Source organism: Nocardia sp. alder85J (assembly GCF_020176955.2).
In the GTDB taxonomy this organism is placed as follows: Bacteria; Actinomycetota; Actinomycetes; order Mycobacteriales; family Mycobacteriaceae; genus Nocardia.
Map to the genome: position 1 here is coordinate 27,388 of NZ_JAIUCZ020000013.1, position 17,319 is coordinate 44,706.

Here is a 17,319-nt window from a genome sequence, read left to right on the forward strand (position 1 = left end):
ACAGGGCACCAGCATGTTTGGGTGTTGCGTCGGGACGTGTGGTGTTCCTACCGTGGCCGGTCATGATCTTGAGTTACTTCAGCTCGGCGGGCTGGCAGTCCTGGGATGTCGAGCACCGGCCGGTGATTGCGGAGGGTATGGCGTTGTTGGTCGATGAGGATCTGTTGTTCGAGGACGGCCAGGCCGCGCCGCGTCCGGTGACGGTGATCAACCAGTGGTTGCGGTTGCTTCCGGCCAGTGGGGCGCCGGCGCCGAGTTCGTGGGAGAACTATGCGCGGGCGGTCAAGGAGTGGACGGAGTTCCTGGCTGAACATGGTGTGGGACTGTTCGATTCGCGAGATCAGCTCAAGGCCGGCTTGAGCCGTTACGCCGAGCATCGCGCGGCCGGGCCGATCCGGTCGCGGTTCGCCGCGACCACGTGGGGCCAGCACATGAGCATTCTGTCGATATTCTACCGGTGGGCGATGCAGGAGGGCTTCGCGACCGCGGAGCCGTTCACCTACCGTTCGGCGCGGGCGGTGTTCTCCGGGACCGGCCGTGCGATGCAGATGAATCTGGCGGTGCGCCGCACCCCGAAACCGCACGTCACGATCAAGTATCTGGAACCGGATTTCCTTGATTTGTTCCGTAAAGGTCTGCGTGGGCTCGCTCCGGACGGCACCCGCGACACCGGGTATTCGGGGCGGGAGATGACCCGCAACGCCGCGGTCGGGGACCTCGCGCTGGCGACCGGGCTGCGGCGCAGCGAGTTCACCCACCTGCTGCCGTGGGAAATCCCGGCACTGCCACCGGCACCGACGGCGATCCCGATCCCGTTCCCGGTGCCGGCCGCAATCACCAAGGGCCGCAAGTTCCGCACCACCTGGATCTCCTACGACGCGTTGGCCGGGTTGCACGACTACCTGCAGCTGGACCGCGCCGCGGTCACCGGCGGATCGGACTGGCGGCCACCACGGCGCTGGGGTGAGGCGCTGCTGGTGACCGACCCTGACCCATGTGGCGGCCGGGTCAACGGTGTCCGCAGGTCGTGGGGGTCGTTGACCCCGGCCGAGCGGCAGCGGCTGGTGGCACCCGAGGGCGGGTCGTGTCTGCTGGCGGTCAAGGGCGATGGTGGCCCGTTCACGGCATGGGCGACGGTGTTCGAGCGCACCGCCGACCGGATCCGCGCGAGGTTCGAACCCCGGTTTCCGCACGTTCATCCGCACCGGCTGCGGCATTCGTTTTCCATGCAGACGTTGGAGTATCTGGTGACCGGCTACTACCGGCACGCAGCGAAGCTGGTGTGTGACACCGACGCCGACGCGGCGTTGATCTTCTACCTGAGCAAGGCCGATCCGCTGCTGGTGCTGCGGGATCTGCTCGGGCATTCGACCGTGTTGACCACCGAGAAATACCTCAAACGTCTTGATACGACGCGGATTTACCGGCAAGCCTACGAAACCGCCGGAACGGCAGCGGGACTCAGCGAGGACACCGCGGCGCGGCAGGAAGCCCACGCCGAATTCGGTGACGACACCGACGGGGAATTGTGATGCCCGCCTCGGTGACCGGCGAGCCGCTGGGGCTGCACTGCGTGTTCAGTGACGGCAGCACAGCGGAATTCGACCTGGCGGGACTGCCGAACCCCACGCTGGCGTGTGATCTGGCCGTGAGCCTGGTGGAATTGATCCATCCGCACGGCAGTGTCGACACCGCCAACACCGTCGATGCCTACGCGGGTGCGCTGCGGACGATGGTTCGCCGGCTCGCCGATCAGGGCTTCACCGGCGGTGCGCCGGACTTGCGCCGCGGGCAGCTGGCACAGTTCTGGATGGCGGGTCCTCGCCGGCTGGAAGCATTGACCCGAAGCCTGGTGGAAGGCTGGGCGCGATCCGGCGGCAGCCTCGCCGAAGGCGTGTTGGAGCTGGCGGCGGGCCGCCACTTCCACATCCAGTCCTACCGCCGGCCGCTGCCGCCCTACTCCGAGCCCGAGTGGCAACGCTTGACCGTGACCTGCCGCCGGGTGGTCGATGACACCTACAGCGAGCATCGGCGCGCGCAGGCTGCGATGGTGCGGGCGGGGGATCCGGCCGGGCACGAGTGGACGTGGGAGAGCTTCTGTCAGCTGCTGGGGCAGCTCGGACCGGTCCGCACTCCGACCGCGACACAAGCAACGGGCTTGACACACAGCGCATTTCGAAAACTGCGGCCGGAATACGACGCTGCCGTGCAGGCGATGTTTCCGCACCTGGACGTCGTCATCGCCTACCGATTGCTGTTCGGCATCTACTCGGGCATCGTCCCGGACGGCATCGCCGACCTCGGCGTCGCCGATATCGACTGGGCCGGGGACTCCACCGTCCTGCTGTCCTACATCAAACGACGCACCGCCACCGAGAGCATCAACCTGCCGCGGCCGGCGGTCAGGCTGCTCGAGCATGGCTGTCGCATTCGGCACTGCTGCGCAGCTGGGTCGGACCCGCCCACCGTGATCGGCTCTGGCTGGGGCTCAGTTTCGTCGTTCAGCCCGTGTTGATTCGAGACCCCGACACCTTCCCGAACCATCGGTGGAGCCGCCGCCATGGCCTGCTCGGCGAGGACGGCACACCGATGAAGATCCTCCGATCACGCATCCGCACGACGCACCACGCGATGCGCGAGAAGAAGACCTGGACCGGCAACGCCCGCGCCACGATCGACCCGAACCACACGCCCGCGGTCGAGGGCGATCACTACCTGTCGGTGACGACGCCCGGCCAGCGGCACGCCATCGAGACCATCATCGAGGACGCTCAGCACGACCTGCTGCGGCGCGCGCATCCGCCCACGGTGCTCACCGAGGAGGACACCGCCGCGCTCGCCGAGGGCTATCCGCAACTGGTCGCGGCGATGCACCTGGACGAGGGCGCTCTCGCCGAGTTGGTCGGTGGCGCACGAGATGTGTTCACCGCGGCCTGCGGTGATCAGCTGGCCGGGCTGCACGGTCCGGCCGGCAAGCCGTGTCCGGCCCGGCCGTGGGTTTGCCTGCTCTGCCCGCTGGCGGTGTTCGCGCCACGCCACGCGGTGAACCTGCTGCGGCTCAAGGCGTTCTTCTCCCGCCAATGGCGGCAGATGCCCGCTGACCACTTCATGGCCGTTTTCGGGCCCTACGCCATCCGGATCGATCAGATCCTGGGCCGGTTCGATCCGGTCGAACTCACTGCCGCCGCGGCCCGGGTCACCGATACCGACGACGAAATCCCCCTTCGCCCGGAGGAACTCACCGCATGACGACATTCGCCGCTGGGCGCACCCACGAAGACCGGCGGTCACCGTTCGCCGGTGCCGACATCTGTCGGCAGGCGGGGCTGGCGCTGCCGGAGGGTGCTCACCGCCCACTGTTCGACGACGACATGTGGGACTTCACCGATGTCGCCGGGCTCGCGATCCACATCCCGCCATCGGTGCGGCGCTTCGATTTCACCGCGATCGGCAACCCCCGATGGCGCCTGGTCGCCAAGGAACTGATCATGGCCACCCTCGCACCGCGGCACCCCGCCGTCACCGAAATATCGAGGGCATACCGCATACCGCTTCACCTGCGCAGTGCCAACGGGCGGTTGCGCGAGCTGATCCGATTCTTCCGATGGCTGCAGCAGCGGCATCTCACCTCGCTGGCCGAGCTCGACAATCCCACCTGCGAGGCATACCTGGCGTTCCGGCGCCACGTTCTCGACGAGAACGGCGTCGTTGTCGGTGAGCTGAGCCCCATGGTCCGCGGTTCTGTCGCGCGAACCGTCATCGACCTGATCAACTACCGGGATCTCTTCACCACCGACCGCGTCCGCACCGATCTGCGGCCGTGGGGCGGCGCATCCGCAGCGTCGGTCGCCGAACCACGCGGCAGGGGCGCCAACAGCACGCCACCGGTCCCGGACGAGATGTTCCGGCCGATGCTGGCCGCGGCACTACACCTGGTGCAAGTCCTCGGGCCGCACGCGGTCGCCCTGAACCAGCAGGTCCGCGAACACGACCGCGTTCATGGCACCAAGCCCGAACAGTTGCGTCCCTTCACTGCGGTCCCGGTCGACGACATCCTCACCGTGCTGGCCGACTACACCTCGACCGGCACACCGCTGCCCCGGACCGAGGATCACATAGTCGCTATGAGATTGGCGGCAGGATGGTCCGCTGAGGACCCGCTACTGCCCGTCGCCACCGGGATGCTGGCCAGACAAGCCGGCCGCGGCGAATTCGAGTTCCGATGGATGCCGCATCTGCGCGGGCCGCTCACCGAGGCGATCGGCGCAGTCGGAGTCGAGAAGATCTTCGCCCGCGATGCCAGCCACGCGCCGGCCGCCGACGGCACGATCAAGCCCTGGAGCCTGCCGTTGCACCGGTTGGAGGCCATCGCCGTGGTCGGGGTCGTCCGGACAGCCGCGATCATCGTGCTGGCGGCATCGTCAGGGATGCGCAGCAGTGAACTGATGGAACTGCGTGTCGGCTGCCGCCGCCCGGTCACCGAACCGGTCCCGGGACTCGAGCGCTACCGCATCGCCAGCAAGATCGTGAAGGGTCGGCCCCTCGGCGGCGTCGAAGACGAATGGGTTGTGATCGAACCTGCGTTCCGCGCAGCCGAACTGCTCGAACAGTTGCACGACGATCCACACGATGGTGTTCCGTTGTTGTCCCGATTCAGCTTCCGGTCCCGCGACATCAAGTTCCGCAGCTGGGTCAACTCGCCGCCAGGACAACGCCTGGGGCTGGCTCCAATTCCCGATGGTCCTGTCTCCCTGCGCATGATCAGACGGACCGTCGCACTGGAGTTGGCCTACCGCCCCGGCGGGGTTCTCGCAGCGAAACTGCAGCTCAAACACATTGCAATCGCGACCACGGAGGGTTACGCGGCACGACCGGGAGGGGCGCAAGCCGAGTTACTGGCCGAGGTCAACAAGCACGAAGCCGAACGGAACCTGCAACTGGTGCTCACCGAGTTCCACAACTACCGCAACGGCGTCCTGCCCGCCGGACCCGGCGCACGCAACCTGATCGACTTCTTCACCAGCATCGACACCGGCCCCGGCACCGAACCGGCTGCAGCACCGAAGGTCCAGCGCAACGACCGCGACATCCTCAACCTACTGTCCAAACGCGCCGAAACCCTGCACCTCGGCACCGCGAACTACTGCTGGTTCACCGACCCCTCCCGCGCACTCTGCCTGAAACTGGCCGGCACCCCCACCGCGGACCGGCCGCTGATCGGAATGTGTGACTCGGCCCGCTGCCCGCAAGCCACCCACCACCAGGTCCACCGGCCCGTCTGGTCCCAGCACGCCGAAACCACCAAGACCTTCCTCGGCCAACTCGGCAAGACCCGCACCACCGAACGCACTCGCCTGCAAGCCGACCACGACCGCGCCCTGCGCGTCATCACCAGCATCGACACCGCCACGACAGAGAAGAAGCAATGAAAATCTCTGCTGCCCAACGTGTTCAGAACGAGAACCGGATCCGCTCCGCGATGGACAGGCTGCTACGCGGCGAGATCCCACTCGGCGGGAGCTGCGACATCAAGACCCTCGCCCGGGAAGCGGGAGTCGACCGCACCGCCTTCTACGGAACCCGCCCCTACACACACCTCCGAGAAGAGTTCGAACACCGCATCCAGCAACAACAAGCCGCCGGACACAACCCCGACCCGAAGACCGCGCAGATCGACCGGTTGAAATCCGACATCGAGAAACTCAAAACCAATCTGGCCCAAGCCAACTCGGCAATCGAAGAACTCTCCAGTTTCCGAACCCTCGCCCTGGCGCGGCTCGCCGCGCAGCACGAAGAGATCCAGCGACTCCGCGCGGCCACCCATCCAGGATCCAGCATCACCCGCCTCCCAGCGGCACGACAGAAAGTCATAGGCCCATGCTGACACTCGCGACAGTGATACCCATCACGCCATCGAACCGGATATCGCCACACGACGACGATCCACGGCGCAAACTCCACACCCGGAATCCCCACAGCTCCAATACAACACGAACCCCACCGCACACAGCCTCTGCGGACACAACGCACAATTTGCATACCGATATCCCCTCGGCGGCATGGGCTTTGCGGATGGTGCACCGGCCCCGGCTGGTGCTGTCCGAGCACACCGCTGTACCGCAGTTGCGGATCACCGCCGAACACCCGCTGTACCGGCGAGTGTCGGCTCCCGGCGCAGGGTCGTCGGCGGAGGTGCTGGCCGACGGGCTGGGGACCTGGTTCGGGTATCAGCGTGGTCGTGGCCTGGACCAGGGCAGCTGGATGCACGACGTGCTCACCCTCGCCGCCGCACTCGACCTGCCGTTCGTCCCCTTCACGCCCGCGTGCGTATCGGTGCGGACGCACGCCTGTACCACGACCCCGACGGCCGTGAGTTCCTCGTCAGCAGCGACGGGGTCGACTACGCCGCGGTCAACGACTGGATGACCGAGACCCTGCTCGCCTGACCAGCCGCAACCAGCGGACTTGCCCAATGCAGAGAATTTCGTGGAAGGACGATGCTGTGACCTTGACAGTGACGGTGCACGCGGACGCGGAGGAGGTCACAGCCGATGCGGCGGGATTCCTGGCCGCGCAGATCGGTGAGGTGATCCGGGTGCGAGGCGGGTGCGTGATCGCGTTGTCCGGTGGCTCGACCCCGCTGCCGGTGTACCAGCGGCTGCGCCGGCTACCGGTCCACTGGCCGAAAGTGGCGGTGATCCAAACCGACGAACGGCTCGACCGGCCGTATGCCGTCGAGATCGGCAGGGCGCTCGGCCTGGATCGCAGCCAGCCGCAGCACACCGATGTCGCTGTGTGGTCACCGATTCCGGCCGGGGCTCCGGGCAACGCGGCCGTGGCGTATGCCCGGCAGCTGGCAGTTCTGCGGCCCGGTGATGTGCCCGATATCGCGGTGCTCGGCCTCGGGACCGACGGCCACACCGCCGCCGTGTTCGACCACCTGACCGGCAGTGGAACCGGCGAGCCGGTGGTGGCCACCGTCTACCGGGAGGAGCCGCGGGTGGGGCTGACTGCTGCGTATCTGCGGGCGATCCCGACGAAGGTTCTGCTCGCCACCGGTGCCGGGAAACGCGACGCGCTGTCCCGGGTCGTGTCGCCGCCGGGTGATCGGCCGCGAGTGCCGGCGGCGGTGGTTCTCGCCGGGGACGGGTATGTGTTCGCTGATCGCGCCGCCTGCCCGGAAGGGTATTGAGATGACCGTCGAGACAGCGCCGGTGATCGTGTTCGATATCGGCGGAACATCATGGCGCACAGCCCGTTCGGCCGGTACCGGCATACTGACCGGGCTCGCGGTGCAGTCCGCGGTGACGCGGTCGCGTACGGGTGCGCACGCGGCGAGCCTGCACGAGGTGATGGTGGCGTTCCTACTGCGGCGAGTGCGCGAAATCCGGGAATCCGACCCCGATATCTCGACAGTGGGGATTTCCCTCGGTGCGGCGACCAACGGCCACACCGGGCACGTGCTGGCGAGCGCCCCGTTGTGGGGTGACTACACCCAGCCGTTCGACCTGCGGGCCGTCCTGACAGCGGCCGAACCGGGCCTGGATTGGTGCGTGGTCAACGACGTCACCGCGCTGGCGCTGGCGATCACCGACACCGACACCATCCGTGACAGCGGGCTGCAAGTGGTGACGGCGGTGACGGTGGGCAGCGGGATCGCCGCCCGCACCATCGATGTCGCCTCCGGCGAACCGTGCCTGGACCGCGTGTACGGGATGCAGGGTGAGATCGGGCATTTGCCTGCGGTGCTCGTGGGCGGGCCCGGTCATGATGCCCCGGTCTGCGAGTGCGGTGTCGCCGGGCATGTGTCCGCGTTCTCCTCCGGCAAGGCGATCGAGGCGCAGCTGCGGCAGCTGGCCGGCGTGCTGGGACTGGGCGACACCGACGGTGAGGACCCGGCCTCGCTGACCGGGCAGCTGGCCGCCGCCCTCGCCGCCAGACACCCCGCGGCGCTGGAGTTCCTCGACCATGTGACCGCGCCGCTGGCGCGGGCTCTGCTGTACACCCTGGCTATCGACGCGCGCGTCGACCGGGTGATGTTGTCCGGCGGGGTCGTCGACGCGCTCGGTGAGGACTACCTGGCCAGTGTGTACCGGCATCTGGAAGCCGACGGCCTCTACCTGTACCCGCCTGGCGTATTCCGGGACAAGGTCGTGTGGTGGCGCTCCGACGGCCTGGACCCCCTGCGCGGCGCAGCCGTGTACGCCCGCCGCCAGCGTGCCCAGGCCGCCGGTCCTGTCTCGGGGAACAGGTGCTGACATGGACCGGGTATGGACGGTGAACGCGACTCGGACCGTGTCCTATCAGGTTCGTACCACGCGAGGGTGCCTCGACCCCGGGAATCCGGACCTGGCCACCGCGATCGGGCCCCGCCGCCGCACCCTGGTGATCGCCGACTCCACCGTGCTCACCGGGTTCGGTGACCGGCTCACCGCGTATCTCATGGCCCACGCCGGAGATTGCACGGTGCTGCCGATCGATGCCGCCGAGTCGCGGAAGAACGCGGACTCGGCGGCGCGGATCCTGAAGGCGTTCGACCGGATCGGGGTCAGCCGCCGCTCCGATGCCGTCGTGGCCGTCGGTGGGGGTGTGGTGACCGATCTGGTCGGGTTCGCGGCCAGCGTCTATCGGCGGGGCGTCCCGTATGTGCGGGTGCCGACGACGCTGCTGGGCATGGTCGACGCGGCCGTCGGAGTGAAGACCGGCCTGAATTTCAACGGCCGGAAGAACCGGGTCGGCACCTACTATCCCGCCACCGTCACCGTGATCGACCCCGGATTCCTGGCCACGCTGCCGGATCGGCAGATCGCCAACGGGATGGCCGAAATCCTCAAGATCGCGCTGGTGAAAGACGGCGGGCTGTTCGACCGGATCGACCGGCACTGGACCACCGCCGCCGCCTTCCGCGCGGAGGCGGGGTTCAGCGGGCCGGTGATCGACGCGGCGGTCACCGCGATGCTCGAAGAGCTGGAACCGAACCTGTGGGAAGACGACCTCGCGCGGCTGGCCGATTTCGGGCACACGATCAGCCCCGCACTGGAACTCGCCGCGCGCCCGCGCCTGTATCACGGGGAGGCGGTCGCCATCGATATCGCGCTGTCGTGCGTGCTGGCCCGCGACCGCGGGCTCATCGACGGCCACTGCCTGGACCAGATCCTGAGCCTGCTGGCACGGGTCGGGTTGCCGACCACCCACCCCAGCCTGTCGGAAGACATTCTGCACGCCGGCCTGTCGGATTCGGTACGCCACCGCGACGGGCACCAGAACTTCCCGCTGCTCACCAAGATCGGGACCGCGATCTTCGCCCAAGACATCCAACCGGCCGAACTGATCCTCGCCGAACGCACGCTGCGGTCCGCCCGGCCGGTAGGAGCGTGACCATGATGGACACCTCGGGACACCGGACGCTGGTGCGTGCCGGTGACGGCCTGCGCCTGGAATACACCACCGGCGTGTCCGGGTCGGCCCGTCCCGGGCGGCGGATTCTGCGGGTGGGAGTGTGCGGGACGGATCGGCAGATCCTCCGTGGCGCGCGCGGCGACCAGGCTCGGGTACTCGGCCACGAAGGGATCGCCGACACTCTGACCGACGGGGGCCGCCGGTGGTGCGAGATCTTCAATCCGGTCGACCCCATCGACCAGGACGCGATCCTCGGCCACAGCTACGACGGCCTGCTACAGGATCGGCTGCCCGCGGACTGCCCGGTCGGCACTATCGCTGCCGACCTGCGGCTGCCGGTGGATTTCGGGCCTCTGGTCGAGCCGGCCGCCACCGCCGTCTACGCCTGGGAACTGCTGGGCCCGCACCTGCGCACCGGTGACCGGGTCTCGGTGTTCGGTGGCGGATCGGCGGCCGTGCTGCTGGCGATGGCCGGGGAAGACCTCGGCTATCGGATCCAGCTGATCCACCCCCGGCCCGAACGGCTGAGCTTCCTCGCCCACTCGCACCTTCTCCCCTCGACCGAATTCACCACCACCGCCGCATCCGGCACTGCCGCCGGGGCGGTGGTCTGCCTACCCCGCGAAGCCGCCCACGACGGGGTCGGCCACGCCGTGGACGCGCTCACCGACGGCGGCGTGCTGGACCTGTTCGGCGGCATCCCGGCCGGGTTCCGCCACCGTGTACTGCCCGGCATCGACGCCGCCGGGATCCGGCGAGCCAATGTCTGCGGAAACAATGGTGCCGCAACCACTTCGATCACCGTAGCGGGGAAGACGGTGCACGTCACCGGGCATCGGGGCACAGCGCCACGGCATCTCGAGTCCGCTCAGCAGCGCCTGCTGGCGGGGATCACCCGGTACGCGGGAGTGATCACGCACGTGATCTCGCTGGAGGAAGCCGTACATCGGATCCCGGCCATGGCCCGTGGTGGCCGGTCCGGGTCCGGCGAGTACCTGAAAGTCGTCGTCGACCTCACCATGGCGCGCCCCCACCGGGCCGCCGATCCCGCGCTCACCGTCGCCGACCAGGTGAGGAGCCCGCGATGACCCCCGAGTTCCCGCTCACCTACCAGCGCATCGAGCACCATGACGGCATCGCGATCCACACGACCGTGCCGCTGCCGCCACCGACCGGCGACGCGCCGGTGGTGCGGCTGGCACCGGAGATCGCCGGTGTGTGCCGCTCCGACCTGCGGGAAATCACCGGAAACCGGTACGCGCGCAGAGACTTCGGGCACGAGATCGTCGCCACCGTCGTCCACGCCCCGCCCGGACTCGCCGAACTCCACCAGCGGGTGCTGCTCGACCCGCACCCGGTCCTCACCCGCGGTTCCGGGTTCGCCGAATACGTCGACCTCCGCGGCACTCCCGCGCACCTGCAGGCCGCCCTGGTCCCGATCCCGCACGCCCTCCCGGCCGACGTCGCGGTGTTCGGTGAACCCCTGGCCTGCGCCGTGCACTGCACCACCCGCCTGCACGAGGTCAGCGCCGCACTGCGTTTCGACCGGCAGGAACCGATCGGGGTGTACGGGGCGGGGATGGCCGGGACCTTGATCACCGCCGCGCTGACCGCCGAGGGCCACCGGTGCGTCCTGCTCAACCCACGACCACACCGGATCGAATTCCTCCGCCGCAGCGGTGCCCTGCCTCCCGCGATCCCCAGCCACGACACCGGGCAGCGTTTCACCCGGATCGTGCTGGTCACCGCGACCGCGACACCGGCTCTGCTGACCGAGTGCACCGGCATGCTCAGTGACGGAGGGCTTCTGCTGGTGTTCGCCGGCACCAGCCCCGGCCTGCGTTACCACGGTCTCGACATCGACCGGGTACGCCGCGAGCAACTGACCGCCACCACCGCGGGCAGGACCCTCACCGTCGCCGGCACCTACGGCGCCCGCCGCGAGGACTTCACCACCGCACTGGCCCTGCTGCACCGCGAACCCGACACACACGGCTGGTCACCGGCGGATTGCGTGCGGCGGGTCACCACCGGTGTGCTCGAACTCCGCACCGCCGCCGCGTTTCTCACCACCGCCGCCGCACACGGTGCGGTCGGGAAAACCCTCATCCGGATCCGGGAGGCATCGTGAAAGTACCCCGCTACCACTACGCCGCGCAGTTCCCCGACCTGGCGGCGGTGACCGGCCAGATCCAGCGGGCCCTCACCGGCGGGGACTACATCCTCGGCGACACCGTCACCGGATTCGAGGACCGGTTCGCCGCCTACCTCGGCGCCGGGTACGTCATCGGCGTGGGCAGTGGCACCGACGCGCTGATCCTCACCCTCACCGCCCTCGGTATCGGGCCCGGCGACGAGGTGATAACCGTCGCCAACACCTTCCACGCCACCGCCCTGGCCATCACCGCCGCCGGCGCGACCCCGGTCCTGGTCGACTGCGACCCCGCGACCTACCTGATGGACCTCGACGCCACGACCGCAGCCTGTACGCCCCGCACCCGCGCGATCCTCGCCGTGCACCTGTTCGGCCGCACCCTCGACATGGACCGCCTCACCGCCCTGACCACCCGCCACGGGCTCGCCCTCGTCGAGGACTGCGCCCAAGCCGCCGGCGCCACCTGGCGAGGCCGCCGTGTCGGCACCTACGGGATCGCCGGCACCTACAGCTTCCACCCCAGCAAGAACCTCGCCGCCGCCGGAGACGCCGGAGCCGTCGCCACCAGCGACACACACCTGGCCCGCACGCTGCGGATCCTGCGCGGCCTGGGCCAAGACGGCCAGAACAACCACGTCCTCCGCGGCATGAACTCGAAACTCGATGCGCTGCAAGCGATCATCCTCACCGCGAAACTCCCCCACCTCGACACCTGGAACACCGCCCGCCGCCACGCCGCCGCCCACTACACCCAGCGCCTGGCCGCCACAGCGGTTTCCTGCCCGCCACCCGCCCCTGTGCCCGGCGATCACGTCCACCATCTGTCCCGGTCACCGTCGACCACCGGGACACCGTCCTGGCCACGCTGCGCGCCGCCGGAATCGACGCGGTCGTCCGATACCCGGTCCCCATCCACCGCCAGCCCGCCTTCGCCGACCACCGATTCGGCGGCCCCTTCCCGCACACCGACCACCAGGCCACCGCCACGGTGTGCCTGCCGATCCGCCCCGACCTCACCGGCGACGACATCGACTACGTCACCGCCACCCTGCACCACGCCAGCAATATCGGACAGGAGACCCACCCATGACCCGCATCGCCGCCGCCCTGCTCGGCGCCGACCCCCTGTACCTCGCTACCGCGATCACCGCCGTCGAGCACAGCACAGCCGCCTACCTCCACCTCGACATCATGGACGGCCACTACACTCCCGACATCTCCTTCGGCCTGCGCACCGTCCGCGCCATCGCCGCCAGCACCCAGCTCGCCCTGGACATCCACCTGCAAACCCTGCCCGCCCAGCGATACATCGAGGGTCTCGCCGACCTCGGCGCCGCCCGTATCGCCTTCCACACCGACACCGTCGACGACATCGACGACGCCCTCGACATGCTCACCGGCACCGGCACCGCCGTCGGCCTGGTCCTCAACCCCGACCAGCCCCTCGAACTACTCGACGCCTACCTCACCCGCCTGGACTACATCGTCCTCATGACCAGCCGTCCCGGCACCAGCACCTTCGAACCCGTTGTGCTGGACAAGATCCGGGCACTACGCGAACTAGTGGATCAGCGAGGCCACACCGGCATCGAACTCGTCGCCGACGGCGGCATCACCTCCCACACCGCCCCCGAGGTCACCGCCGCCGGCGCCGACATCCTCGTCGCCGCCAGCGCCCTCTTCCAGACACCCGACCACGACATCCCCGCCGCCGTCACCCACCTCACCACCGCCAGCGGCACGCGGCCTGCAAGGCACTGACGACCCGGACGCTCCCCCGGCACCGAGGGACCGGTGACGCGAAGCCAGCGGGCCATCACGCCCGGCCCGCTAAGCTGCACGCCCAAGGACACTGCCTGCTTGAACCGCGGTCCCCCTGTCCACATCTGCCGGATCCCGCACCGCCGCACAATCCGCCCGAAAGGTACTGCTCGTGCAGACACCGGATGCGCCCAGCACCACGGTCACCATCGACACCGTCACCTGGCCCGACCCCGACGTGTACACCGCGCTCGCCCGGCTCCTGCCCCAGCTGTCCACCTCCGCGCCTCCGCTGACCCGTGAACAGTTCGACGACCTGATCGCCTGTCCGGCAACAGAATTACTCATCGCGCGCACCGGCGACGGTGTCATCGCCGGGGCGCTCACCCTCGTGGTCCACCCGCTGGCCACCGGCGTCCGGGCCCGCATCGAGGACGTCGTCGTCGACCACCGCGCCCGAGGCCAGGGCATCGCGAAAAGACTCACCGCCACTGCGGTGACGATCGCCAAGACACACCACGCCCGCACCGTGGACCTCACCTCCGGCCCCAGCCGCGCCGAGGCTCACCAGCTGTACCTGAGCATGGGCTTCCAGCCCCGCGACTCCACCACCTACCGCCTCGCCCCCTGACCGGCTCGGCAGCCCCGCCGTCTCGGACCGGATCACCCGACCCCGGAAGGACCGACCCTTGAACAACCCGGCCACCTCGACTGAACAGCGACTCCGCGAGATCGCCGTGACTCTGTCGTCGATCGGTAACAACGGCCTCGTCTTCGCCACCGATGTCTTCGACAGGCAACGCTACGAGCAAACCCGTTCCGCCGCAGCGGAACTGATGGCGCTGATCAGCGACGGCACCCCCGAACAACTACTCGAGATCATCTCCGCCGAACACGGCTACATGACACCCAAAGTCGACGTCCGCGGCGGCGTCTTCAACGACACCGGCCAGATCCTGCTGATCCGCGACCGCAGCGACGAACAATGGACCCTGCCCGGCGGATGGTGCGACCCCCTCGAACCCCCCTCCCTCGCCGTCGAACGCGAAGTCGAGGAAGAATCCGGCCTCACCGTCCGCGCCACCAAACTCGCCGCCGTCCTCGACCGCGAAAAACAAGGACACCAACCCGTCTTCGCTTACCACGTGTACAAAATGTTCTTCCTCTGCGAGAAGATCTCCGACGGGACACCCAGCCCCATCGAAACCCTCGACGTCGACTGGTTCGACGTCAACGACCTTCCAGCCCTCTCCCATACCCGAATTCTCCCCAGTCAAATTCAACTGCTTCACGACCACTGGACCAAGCCCGACTTGCCCACGGCCTTCGACTGAAATCAATGCTCTGAAGTACCGGAGATTGATATTATGGGCCGAGGATGCGCGATCCCGAATATGAGATGAACAAGTTTGCGAGCGTGGCCTTTTTCGTCGGCCTGTGGAGAGCCTTTCGCCGGAGCAGCCGGAATCTGCTGCGGGAACCGGCCATTGCGTCCCTGGAACCGGCCGACGCATGACCACCACATTTCACCACCAATGTGAGGTGCTGCGGCTGCGGCTGCGAGAGCTTCGCCGCCGTGCAGGACTGTCGGGTGCGGAGTTGGCGCGCCGGGCCGGGTGGCATCAGACGAAAGTTTCGAAATTGGAGCGTGGGCAGATCAGGCCGTCGCACGCCGATATTCGTGCATGGTGCCAGCTGTGCGATGCTGTCGACCAGATTCCCGATCTGATCGACAGCGTGGAGAACCTCCATGCCGCCTACGAGGAACAGCGCAAGATCCTCGGGAAAGGTGTGCCGGACCGGCCGCGCGCGTCGGAGGCATCCCGGTTCATTCGGGTCTACAGTCCGTTCCACATCCCGGAGTATCTCCAGACTGCGGAATACGCGTCTGGGTTGCTTCATTCCTTTAGTGTCTTCTCTCCGACGGCCGGCGATGTCGACGCCGGTGTGGCCGCGACGATGGAGATGCAGGAGCTCTTGTATCGGGGGGGAGCGGCGGTTCCACTTCGTGGTGGGGGAGCAAGCGTTGGCGACCACGGTGGTGGATGTCGATGTCATGCTGGGGCAACACGATTAGACTGCCGCCGCCGCGTGGACAGGCGTCGGCGCGACCTGGTCTGTGAGTACTCGCGCTCGGTGCGCACCGCGGGCGGGTGTGGTCATGGTGGTGGCAGTGAGGATCCGTTGTAGGGGGTGCAGTAGGCGAGGTAGAAGCGGACGTCGTGGGTGTGCGTGTCGCCGAGTTGGATTCTCAGTGAGTGGGGTGCGCCGGTGGCGGTGCGGTGGCGTCCGAGTGCGGCGCGCAGGGTGGCCGTGAAGAAAGTGCAGTCGTGGTCCCGGTGCGGGGCCGCTGCTGTGGCAGCGTCACTTAAGGCCCAGAGGGCCAGGTTGCCGTTGTAGGCGTCCATGCTGGGAAGGCGTGGTGGAATCGCTGGTTGGCAATCACTGTGTGCCACAGCGGATCCAGGTATGCGCAGGCGATGCCCGCGTGGTCGAGGCGGGCCAGGCGTGCCTGCTGGGCGGGGGTGGCGTAGCGGTGCCGTAGGTGATCGAGCGGGGTGAGGTCCATCGGTGGCGCGGCCAGTTCGCGGGTGTGGCGTGCCTGTGCATGGTCGAGTCCGTAGCCGAGGATGATCCGGTCCACTGTTGTCGGGGTGGGCGCGGAGAGGTGGTTTTCGACGCTTTTGAGGGTGTCGGGGTGGAGGTGCGGGCGTGCGGCGGCCTGCGGGCGCGACCAGCCGTGGTAGGCGCGGATCTGGCGTGCCCAGCACCCGAGGTCCGGCCACCGCACGAGCGGGGTCGGCGGCCCCAGCGGGGTGGCCTGCCAGGACATCGAAATTGCTGCGGCGAGGCCGGACATCCGAAATGTGCTGCCCTGCGCAAGTGGTCGAGTCTCGGATCGCAACTGGGTGATGCGGCCGGCCGGAATCACCATCCCTGGTCGACGTCCGCTGATGATTCGTCAAGCGGCTGGCGATGCAGCAGGGACCGGTCGGCCGGGACGAGGGGGTGCGGTTCTCCGGTGAGTGCCGAAAGTGCTTGGGCGACTTCCCATTGTGAGGCGCGTACGTAGGTGAGGGTGGTGGCGTCGTGGCGGGTGGGTTGGGTGTGTCCGGCGTAGGCGCGCGTGACGGCGTAGCCGAAGTGGCGTTCGACCCAGGTGAGGGTGGTGTGGCGGAGCCAGTGGGCGGTGATCTGCTGGGTTGCCACCCAGGGGAGGTGGGTGCCGATGCGGGTCCAGAGGCTGTCGTATCGGCGGCCGGTGAGTGGTCGGCCGTTGCGGTAGCGCAGGAGTGGTTGTTCGGGGTCGTTGCGGCCGCGTTCGTGGTGGTGTTGCAGGAGTGCCTGCATGAGGGTGGGGGAGATGGGTTGCCAGCGGGTGGTGTGGCCTTTTTCCCGGAGGAGGATGAGGCATTGGGTGGGGTCCAGGTCGCGGGGGCGGAGGTTGAGGACGCCGCTGCGTCGGCAGGCGGTTTCGATGTGGAGGCGGAGGATCAGGGTGTCGAGGTCGGGATCGTTGCCGGTGGTGGTCGCGGTGTCGATGATCGCGGCGAGCAGAGGTGTGGGCAGCGAGGTGCGCAGGCTGGGGTGGCGTGGCGGTTGGAGGATCGCGCCGGCGGGATTGCCACTTGCGAGGTAGCCGTCCTCGGCGGCGTGCTTGTAGAGGTAGCGCAGTGCGTTGGTCATGTGTTCGGCTGCGGATCGGCCGTCACGAGAGTTGCTGCGGATGCGGGCGGTTCGGCGTGTGCGCTCGATGAGTTGTTCGAGTTCGAGTGGGGTTGGTTCGTCGAGTCGGCGGTCGCCCCAGGTGTCGGTGAGTCGGCGTAAGTAGGGGCTGTAGGTGCGGAGGGTGCCTGGGGTGAGGGTGTTCTGGAGTTGCGGGATGTATTGCCGGAAGGTCGGTATCGGTACGGTCGTGCTGGGCTGGTCGATGAGTTGCTCGGGACGGATGCCGAGTTTGTCGAGGATCAGGCGCGCGGCGTCCAGATCGGGGGAGTTCATCG

Annotated in this window: 19 protein-coding genes and 1 pseudogene; 17 read left to right on the plus strand and 3 right to left on the minus strand. The window is 68.2% G+C overall.

What is annotated here, in order from left to right; all coding sequences use genetic code 11:
• The first annotated feature begins 62 nt into the window (after positions 1–62).
• The 17 genes and pseudogenes from LBW94_RS36790 (at position 63) to LBW94_RS44565 (ending at position 15,505) form a co-directional block, all read left to right on the plus strand.
• The gene (locus tag LBW94_RS36790) at positions 63–1,532 is read left to right on the plus strand and encodes a tyrosine-type recombinase/integrase (RefSeq protein ID WP_225060478.1); all 1,470 of its coding nucleotides are present in this window, start codon (positions 63–65) and stop codon (positions 1,530–1,532) included.
• The gene (locus LBW94_RS36795; RefSeq protein ID WP_225060477.1) at positions 1,532–2,515 is read left to right on the plus strand and encodes a hypothetical protein; all 984 of its coding nucleotides are present in this window, start codon (positions 1,532–1,534) and stop codon (positions 2,513–2,515) included. Before LBW94_RS36790 ends, LBW94_RS36795 begins: the two co-directional genes overlap by 1 nt.
• Complete coding sequence (locus LBW94_RS36800; protein ID WP_225060476.1) at positions 2,509–3,249, plus strand: hypothetical protein; 741 nt, start codon at positions 2,509–2,511, stop codon at positions 3,247–3,249. Before LBW94_RS36795 ends, LBW94_RS36800 begins: the two co-directional genes overlap by 7 nt.
• Positions 3,246–5,429, plus strand: coding sequence for a site-specific integrase (locus LBW94_RS36805; RefSeq protein ID WP_225060475.1), 2,184 nt, complete (start codon positions 3,246–3,248; stop codon positions 5,427–5,429). The genes LBW94_RS36800 and LBW94_RS36805 overlap by 4 nt, the downstream gene beginning before the upstream one ends.
• On the plus strand, positions 5,426–5,884 hold the full coding sequence (locus tag LBW94_RS36810; protein WP_225060474.1) for a hypothetical protein: 459 nt from the start codon (positions 5,426–5,428) through the stop codon (positions 5,882–5,884). Before LBW94_RS36805 ends, LBW94_RS36810 begins: the two co-directional genes overlap by 4 nt.
• Before the next feature lie 439 nt (positions 5,885–6,323).
• Positions 6,324–6,446: a hypothetical protein gene (locus LBW94_RS36815; protein ID WP_255634829.1), complete on the plus strand. Its 123-nt coding sequence runs from the start codon at positions 6,324–6,326 to the stop codon at positions 6,444–6,446.
• Between the two features lie 56 nt (positions 6,447–6,502).
• A complete protein-coding gene (locus LBW94_RS36820) occupies positions 6,503–7,192 on the plus strand; it encodes a 6-phosphogluconolactonase (RefSeq protein ID WP_225060473.1) in 690 nt (229 codons plus the stop codon).
• A gap of 1 nt (position 7,193) precedes the next feature.
• On the plus strand, positions 7,194–8,258 hold the full coding sequence (locus tag LBW94_RS36825) for an ROK family protein (RefSeq protein WP_225060472.1): 1,065 nt from the start codon (positions 7,194–7,196) through the stop codon (positions 8,256–8,258).
• A gap of 1 nt (position 8,259) precedes the next feature.
• Positions 8,260–9,378: a sedoheptulose 7-phosphate cyclase gene (locus LBW94_RS36830; RefSeq protein ID WP_225060471.1), complete on the plus strand. Its 1,119-nt coding sequence runs from the start codon at positions 8,260–8,262 to the stop codon at positions 9,376–9,378.
• A 2-nt stretch (positions 9,379–9,380) separates the two neighbouring features.
• A complete protein-coding gene (locus LBW94_RS36835; RefSeq protein ID WP_225060470.1) occupies positions 9,381–10,487 on the plus strand; it encodes a hypothetical protein in 1,107 nt (368 codons plus the stop codon).
• The gene (locus tag LBW94_RS36840; protein ID WP_225060469.1) at positions 10,484–11,530 is read left to right on the plus strand and encodes a hypothetical protein; all 1,047 of its coding nucleotides are present in this window, start codon (positions 10,484–10,486) and stop codon (positions 11,528–11,530) included. Before LBW94_RS36835 ends, LBW94_RS36840 begins: the two co-directional genes overlap by 4 nt.
• Positions 11,531–11,577: 47 nt before the next feature.
• A pseudogene (locus LBW94_RS44555) lies at positions 11,578–12,315 on the plus strand (DegT/DnrJ/EryC1/StrS family aminotransferase); the annotation flags it as partial.
• A gap of 119 nt (positions 12,316–12,434) precedes the next feature.
• Positions 12,435–12,644, plus strand: coding sequence for a DegT/DnrJ/EryC1/StrS family aminotransferase (locus LBW94_RS44560; RefSeq protein ID WP_416277036.1), 210 nt, complete (start codon positions 12,435–12,437; stop codon positions 12,642–12,644).
• Positions 12,641–13,315, plus strand: coding sequence for a ribulose-phosphate 3-epimerase (locus LBW94_RS36850; protein WP_225060468.1), 675 nt, complete (start codon positions 12,641–12,643; stop codon positions 13,313–13,315). The genes LBW94_RS44560 and LBW94_RS36850 overlap by 4 nt, the downstream gene beginning before the upstream one ends.
• Positions 13,316–13,487: 172 nt before the next feature.
• Positions 13,488–13,946: a GNAT family N-acetyltransferase gene (locus LBW94_RS36855; protein ID WP_225060467.1), complete on the plus strand. Its 459-nt coding sequence runs from the start codon at positions 13,488–13,490 to the stop codon at positions 13,944–13,946.
• Positions 13,947–14,004: 58 nt separating this feature from the next.
• The gene (locus tag LBW94_RS36860; RefSeq protein ID WP_225060466.1) at positions 14,005–14,649 is read left to right on the plus strand and encodes an NUDIX hydrolase; all 645 of its coding nucleotides are present in this window, start codon (positions 14,005–14,007) and stop codon (positions 14,647–14,649) included.
• Between the two features lie 178 nt (positions 14,650–14,827).
• Positions 14,828–15,505, plus strand: coding sequence for a Scr1 family TA system antitoxin-like transcriptional regulator (locus LBW94_RS44565; protein ID WP_225060465.1), 678 nt, complete (start codon positions 14,828–14,830; stop codon positions 15,503–15,505).
• Here the strand turns inward: LBW94_RS44565 and LBW94_RS36865 are convergent.
• From LBW94_RS36865 to LBW94_RS36875, 3 genes are all read right to left on the minus strand, one after another.
• A complete protein-coding gene (locus LBW94_RS36865) occupies positions 15,475–15,723 on the minus strand; it encodes a hypothetical protein (protein ID WP_225060464.1) in 249 nt (82 codons plus the stop codon). The two genes, LBW94_RS44565 and LBW94_RS36865, sit on opposite strands and share 31 nt — an antisense overlap.
• Positions 15,684–16,175 (minus strand): helix-turn-helix domain-containing protein, encoded by a 492-nt coding sequence (locus LBW94_RS36870; RefSeq protein ID WP_225060463.1) that lies wholly within the window; start codon positions 16,173–16,175, stop codon positions 15,684–15,686. Before LBW94_RS36870 ends, LBW94_RS36865 begins: the two co-directional genes overlap by 40 nt.
• A gap of 68 nt (positions 16,176–16,243) precedes the next feature.
• On the minus strand, positions 16,244–17,317 hold the full coding sequence (locus LBW94_RS36875) for a tyrosine-type recombinase/integrase (protein WP_225060462.1): 1,074 nt from the start codon (positions 17,315–17,317) through the stop codon (positions 16,244–16,246).
• Between the last annotated feature and the right edge of the window lie 2 nt (positions 17,318–17,319).